Below are 289 nucleotides of genomic sequence, written 5' to 3'. Positions count from 1 at the left end.
GCAACACCTGATAACCAGCTAGGTCCAGACTTTCGCCCGAGGCATTAAACAGTTCAATGGCCTTGTTGTTACCGCCTGCACCTTCAACATATTCAGAGAAGATCAGGCCAGCTTCACCTGGGGTTGGCTCGTCAGGATCGCCACCGCCATTGTCGCCGCCACCGTTATCACTGTCACAGTTCTCAGCGCTGTACACCAGCTCAACCCACTCCGGATGGTCGATAAAGGGGTTTCTGTTACCCTGGAATTCATAAATGGCGCTGTTGCGATCTTGCTCTATGCTATCCAC

At 52.6% G+C, this 289-nt stretch carries 1 protein-coding gene; it reads right to left on the bottom strand.

Going from position 1 to position 289, the window contains the following annotated elements; all coding sequences use genetic code 11:
- A partial coding sequence (locus tag J0A66_RS22985) for an endonuclease (protein ID WP_206576094.1) occupies positions 1-289 on the bottom strand: 289 nt, incomplete at both ends.

This window comes from Bowmanella dokdonensis (assembly GCF_017254865.1).
Lineage (GTDB): Bacteria > Pseudomonadota > Gammaproteobacteria > Enterobacterales > Alteromonadaceae > Bowmanella > Bowmanella dokdonensis.
Note: the sequence above shows the minus strand (reverse complement) of the source record. Positions and strands in the feature narration are given on the sequence as shown.